Origin of the sequence: Virgibacillus sp. DJP39 (genome assembly GCF_049310925.1) — a bacterium.
Classification (GTDB): Bacteria; Bacillota; Bacilli; order Bacillales; family Amphibacillaceae; genus Virgibacillus_F.
The window spans coordinates 1-6,097 of sequence record NZ_JBMERP010000131.1 but is presented as its reverse complement, the minus strand read 5'-3'; the positions used below and the strand labels follow the sequence as shown (position 1 = coordinate 6,097).

Genomic DNA, 6,097 nt, shown 5'->3' with positions numbered 1-6,097 from the left:
CCCCTAATTGTTTAATTCTGGCTATAATTGGCAAAAACAATAAGAATCTACTTTATATTCTAATCATTTGAAGGTAGAATGAGATTATCAATATACTTTATTAAGAAAGTTGTGATTTATTTGGTAAAAAAGCGATGGTTCCAGACACTTACGTTTTTCATTATGGTATTTCTACTTATTCTACTTATCTCCGTAACTAACTTTATTTTTGACCCTATCTTTAAATACATGGGGGCCGTTGCCATTCCGATTATTGGTTCAGGTGTGCTGTTTTATTTAACAAAACCCATTGTAAAAAGTTTGGACAAATACAATGTACACCGTGTATTTTCTATAATAGTCGTGTTTCTATTGCTTTCACTACTTATTTACTTAATTACTACATACATTGCACCGATTGCTCAGACGCAGTTTTCGAATCTCATTAAAAACGTGCCAATAATGATAGAAGGTGCACAGGATATTATCAAGTACTGGCAATCTAACCAGGATATGTTACCTGCTGAGGTTGAAAGTACACTAAATGACTTAGCATCAAATCTTCAATCATACATCGAATCCGCTACTTCTTTCTTATTTGGATTTATTGGCCAGATAATCGGCTTTGTGTTTGCTTTAGTGCTTGTACCGTTCTTCTTATTCTTTATGCTTAAAGATGGTGAAAGATTCATACCTTTTGTCACACAAATCTTTTCTATTAAAAAAGCAAACAATATAAAAAGCCTTTTGCATAAGATCGATGAAGTATTAACAGCGTATATTCAAGGACAGCTACTTGTAAGTTTTGCTATTGGGGTGCTTTTATTTATTGGGTATCTGATTATTGATTTAGACTATGCTCTTACTCTAGCATTATTTGGCATGTTGATGTGTGTGATTCCATTCATCGGACCATTTATAGCGGTTATCCCAGCAATTATCGTTGGATTTTTCCAATACCCAATGATGGCGGTTTGGGTTCTAATTGTTATGGTGATTGCTCAGCAGATCGAAGGGAACCTCATCTCGCCAAATGTTATGGGGCGCGCCTTAAAGCTGCACCCGTTAACAATTATTACAGTTATACTCGCAGCAGGAAGCATTGCAGGGTTCTTGGGAATTCTCTTTGCAGTACCATTCTACGCAGTTGTCAAAACAATCATTGTTCACTTTTATCAAACATACGTCAGCTCCCAAGACAACAAAAAAGACGCACTGATATAAGAAGAAAAGCGGAGGCGACTGATCAGAAGCAGGCGCATAAGCAAGAAACCGTAGAACGCACGGTCTTCTGCGTTCGTAGTGTTACTTGCTTATGACGACAGCTTCTAGGAGCCGTAGCTGGATCATGAAAAGCGGAGCGGGCTAGGTTAATAGCGATAGATAAAAAAGCAGGGACAGTCCCCAACCCTTAGTGGGTTGGATGACTGTCCCTGTTAAATTCATATACAATAGATGTTCCAACTTCGTAATAGCCAATTCGTTTATAAATCCGGTTAGAGTCCGGGTAATTTGCATCCGTATAAAGACTACAGAAACTAGAACCATCTGCTAGTAGCTTCCTGCTCAAAGCTGCTACCGAACTAGTTGCATAACCTTTCCGTTTGTACTCATCAGGAGTATAGACAGCATTAATAGTAGCGCCATTTTTTGTTTTTCTTGAACGGTTAACCATCGATACAGGTTTTCCATTTACCTGCCAAAGATAGACAGAACTATTTTTAATAAAGGTGACTGCTAAAAAATCAGCATCATCTCTATTAATTATTTCGTTCGCTTCCCTACCAAATTGGATTAACCATTCAGTAAGTAGTTTATGATCGTATTTAGTCCCTTTTCTTAACTCGCCTTCAGCTTGTGATACGGAATTCACCTTATCCATTTGATAGATAAGCTGTTCCATATGTATAGTAGATTCGACATTATTTAATTTTTCCCATTCCTTAACAAACGGCTGGACAATTTGGTCTGGACCGAGTATTCCAGGAACTTCTAATTGCTCGTCGAATAAGAACTTGGCTATTTCTTGAGATACTTCTTTCTCCACTACTTCAACATCCGGAAAGATCCAATTATTGGGAGGTGTCTGCATAAAAGCGAAAACAGTATTCCCTGCTTTCTCAACAATCCCCAGATTTACATCCTTATAGGCAGACTGTCCCTCGGCCAATTGATTAATAATACCAAGCATCAGATTATTACATGATTCTTTTTCTAACAGCAGATCTTCCACTTTTAATAAATATGCTTGCGGGTCCTTTACAAAGTTAAGGTTCATACCCATTCCCCCTTTTTCCTTATACTAATTTAGTATACACTAATGATAATGGAATTTATTTATAATTACTAGGAGTGAAATAGATGAACGCTAATGAAATACAGGGAAAATTAGTAGAACTCAAGGCAGACTATGCACGTATTATGGGAGATATGGACAAAGTGGAAGCTGTTGGGCAACGGACAAACATTGAGGAGAAACAACTTGCATTACTGGAAAAAGAAATCTCGGATCTTAACAGGCAACTGGATGAGCTTGAGTAATTATATGTTTCTTAAGAAGCTTGCTTTATCTCCAGGTTAGAAAAAAAGTAAACTAAAAGCGGTTGGGTTACCCCAGCCGCTTTTGTCATAAGATTTTACTCTATTTTTCCTGTTTATCTTGTATTCGTTTATGTTCTTTATTCGGTGGCGCTAAACTTACTACAATATCCTCTGGCTCTGGTGTGATTTTTAGTTCCTCTGAGTAATAATACATTTTACCTGATGGCTTAAGCATGAACAACAGAACTGTTTCTGAATCCCGCTCATTTATATAACGATTGTAGTTGTACTGCTCTGTAATCGTTGTTTGCTTAAACGTAAAACCATTCCTTATTTTACTCGTTAAGTCTTCCATCGCAATATCCCGCTTAAACAGTATTCTTCCACCTATTTTATCGACTACATCATTCATGCCTTTTTCTGTCCACGTATATGGACTTGACTTATAAACGTTCGTTCTACCATACTCTGGCATGAACGTCGTACATACTAAGGCATTGTAAGAATGAAATTCAGTCGCCGCTATCAAATATTCATATGGTGTAGTATCCAAATGGTATTCGGTTTGCTCAGACAGAATTTCGCCGTGATAAAATGGAATCCCGGCTTCTCGTGTTTTACGAAGTCGCTCCCACGATGAGTCAATAATAATTACTGGGGCTTTAAGCTTATTTAATGATTTACCTAATTCAACTGTAAAATCGTTGCTTCCAACAATGAGTGTTCCAGGCCGTCCCTCCATCGATAAGTGTAGTTTTTTGGCTAACCAACCAATGGAAAATCCATGTGCAACAACCGTAAAGAATACCAGGCCAAATGTGAGCGTAATGATAATCGACGCACCCTCGTACCCAGCATCTCCTAAAACAGATGCAAAGTAACTGGACACTGTTAGTGCAACAATTCCCCGTGGTGCTATCCATCCAACTAACAGCTTTTCATTTAACGTCAAATCAGTACCTATTGTTGATAAAAAGATTGACAATGGTCGTACGATGAACATCATCAACAAAACGTATCCGATGATTTCTGGTTGGAAAATTTCCAGCAATACCTCGAGTTTGAGAGAAGCAGTCAGCATAATAAAAATTGCTGAAATTAATAGCATAGACATATTTTCTTTAAAGTGTCTCATGTCTGCAACAGAACTTATTCCCATATTTGCCAGGGTCATACCCATAGCTGTCACAGCTAATAAACCAGTTTCATGCATGATTTCGTCTGCCAAGGTGAAACACAGGATAACTACAACAAATACGACTGGCGATTTTAAGTACTCTGGAATATTACCTGTCTCAAACATCCAGCCAATTCCACGACCACATGCCCAACCCAAAATAGCAGCAAATATTGATGCAGCAAAGAATAATAGAAGTGCTGATCCATCTGGGCTGTTTGCTGTGAAATATGCAATAATTTCAAATGCAAACACAGCTAACAGTGCACCTATCGGATCAACAATTATTCCTTCCCATTTCAATATTTTTGCAGGGCGTGGTTTTAACTTTGATTGCCGTAATAAGGGCAGGATAACGGTAGGTCCCGTTACAATAAATAGTCCCCCAATTACAAACGCTACTGCCCAGGATAGACCAACAATATAATGAGCAAATAGAGAGCCTGCAATCCACGCGATAAATGCTCCTACTGTTGAAATTCGGAAAACAGGTTTGCCCAGTCCACGTAATTCTTTATAATTAAGATTCAAACTACCTTCAAAAAGGATAATGGCTACTGCCACCGTAATAATAGGTCTATATAAATTGCCAAAATCTTCCTCAGGATTAATCAACCCAAATATTGGACCAACAAGTAACCCCGCTACTGACATGACTACAATAGCCGGCATACGATAGCGCCATGACAACCATTGAGATCCAATCCCTAAAAGACCAATAAGCATAATTTCAAAAAGTACAGATGGAACCATATCAAACCCCCTCTTGGTATTATTCCCAAGCATAATATAAAATTCATTTTAATTGTGTATAGAGGTAAAGTAAAACAAAAGCGTTCTTTAATTTATAAAGTTTCCGAAAAAGTTTATTTCAGAATGGCTGTATTCCGTTTCTTTCCTGCATTGACAATTCATTAAAAGACTTGTTAAGATTGCTTTTGCCAAAACTAGGTATGGACAAAAATTATATCAAACAATATTTTATCATATAAAGAAAATAAGTGGCTCTATTAACAAGTTTTGTTGCACTTTAGCCCTTGCAGTTGATATAAACTGCTATGTTAATGCACTTTCCGCCGGGAATCTCCTCGGGCCAAGAAATCAACCGATGCGGGCCGAGAACCTACCGTTATACAAGAAAAGTGAGCGGTTTTAGCGCGTGAGGAGGCCGCAGCGTTGGACTAGCATCAATTTAGAAAAGGTTAATAGAAAATTAACATAGCGTTACGTCGCAATTTATAGATTTCATGTCAAAAACGACAATCTTTTAGTAAACAGCCAAATAGATAAGGGGTCCTCAATATGAAGAAAGACACATTTACAATTGGATTTATGTTATTTGCATTATTTTTTGGAGCCGGTAACTTAATATACCCACCAACCCTTGGGATTGATTCAGGCACTTCTTATTGGGCAGCAATCGCCGGGTTCGTTATTACTGGGGTTGGATTGCCGATTCTTGCTGTTACTGCAATTTCGTATGTAGAAAGTGATGCACGTGAATTAGCTGATCGCGTTCACCCACTGTTTGGTTTGATTTTCACCTCCGTTGTTTACTTAGCAATTGGACCTTTTTTCGGTGTCCCTCGTGCTGCTACAGTTGCTTTTGAAATGAGCATGGAACCATTTACAAACGATTCTTCACAAAACCTGATTCTCTTCCTATTTACAGCTGTATTTTTCATATTGGTCTATATTGTAAGTCTGAACCCATCAAAAATGGTAGACCGAATTGGCCAATATTTAACACCTGTTTTATTGATTGCAATTTTGGTATTAATCACTGGAGGAATAATTCTTTTGGATAGCCCTGCAGCAAACCCTATTGATAAATATGCAACTTCACCTTTCTTTACTGGATTTGCTGAAGGATATTTAACGATGGATGCAATCGGCGCTTTAGCATTTGGGATTATTGTTATAAACGCATTTAAGGATCGAGGCATTACTACACAGAGAGAACTTGTAAAATCCACATTAAAAGCCGGAATCATTACCGGTACTGGTTTAATCATAGTCTACGGCTCAATTGGCTGGATTGGTACAAAAATGGCAAAAGAGGGTACTTTCAACAATGGTGGTGACATTCTACTTGCCGCTTCAACAATCATGTTTGGTAACATCGGAGCCCTGTTACTGGGTATTATTGTAGCACTAGCATGCTTTACGACGTCGGTTGGTTTAGTTGTTGCATGTGGTCAGTTTTTTACAAATATTACAACCATCAGCTATAATTGGATTATATTATTAACGACAATTTTAAGTTTTGTTATTGCTAACCAAGGATTAAGTACCATCATTAGTTACTCAGTTCCCGTTCTGGTGTTCATTTATCCAATTGCTATTGTTTTGATTATCTTAACATTTATACAAAGATTGTTTCATGGAAAAAGTAATGTC

Annotated in this window: 5 protein-coding genes; 3 read left to right on the top strand and 2 right to left on the bottom strand. The window is 37.6% G+C overall.

The genetic code is table 11. The features are described from left to right. Positions 1-78 precede the first annotated feature (78 nt). The gene (locus ACOI1D_RS20850) at positions 79-1,203 is read left to right on the top strand and encodes an AI-2E family transporter (protein ID WP_422504041.1); all 1,125 of its coding nucleotides are present in this window, start codon (positions 79-81) and stop codon (positions 1,201-1,203) included. A 187-nt stretch (positions 1,204-1,390) separates the two neighbouring features. Here the strand turns inward: ACOI1D_RS20850 and ACOI1D_RS20845 are convergent, their stop codons facing one another. After that, positions 1,391-2,257: a GNAT family N-acetyltransferase gene (locus ACOI1D_RS20845; protein ID WP_422504039.1), complete on the bottom strand. Its 867-nt coding sequence runs from the start codon at positions 2,255-2,257 to the stop codon at positions 1,391-1,393. Positions 2,258-2,340: 83 nt separating this feature from the next. On the opposite strand from ACOI1D_RS20845, the gene ACOI1D_RS20840 reads away from it, so the two are divergent. After that, positions 2,341-2,520, top strand: coding sequence for an SE1832 family protein (locus ACOI1D_RS20840; protein ID WP_422504037.1), 180 nt, complete (start codon positions 2,341-2,343; stop codon positions 2,518-2,520). 100 nt (positions 2,521-2,620) lie between these two features. Here the strand turns inward: ACOI1D_RS20840 and ACOI1D_RS20835 are convergent, their stop codons facing one another. Next, on the bottom strand, positions 2,621-4,450 hold the full coding sequence (locus ACOI1D_RS20835) for a cation:proton antiporter (RefSeq protein ID WP_422504035.1): 1,830 nt from the start codon (positions 4,448-4,450) through the stop codon (positions 2,621-2,623). 549 nt (positions 4,451-4,999) lie between these two features. Here ACOI1D_RS20835 and brnQ point away from each other — a divergent pair. Beyond that, positions 5,000-6,097, top strand: a 1,098-nt coding sequence (gene brnQ, locus ACOI1D_RS20830) for a branched-chain amino acid transport system II carrier protein (protein ID WP_422504033.1), incomplete at its 3' end; no start/stop codon positions are given.

Bases quoted from the DNA above. Each gene is read 5' to 3' on its own strand.
- ACOI1D_RS20845 (WP_422504039.1), bottom strand. From the start codon at position 2,257: ATGAACCTTAACTTTGTAAAGGACCCGCAAGCATATTTATTAAAAGTG.
- ACOI1D_RS20835 (WP_422504035.1), bottom strand. From the start codon at position 4,450: ATGGTTCCATCTGTACTTTTTGAAATTATGCTTATTGGTCTTTTAGGG.
- ACOI1D_RS20850 (WP_422504041.1), top strand. From the start codon at position 79: ATGAGATTATCAATATACTTTATTAAGAAAGTTGTGATTTATTTGGTA.
- ACOI1D_RS20840 (WP_422504037.1), top strand. From the start codon at position 2,341: ATGAACGCTAATGAAATACAGGGAAAATTAGTAGAACTCAAGGCAGAC.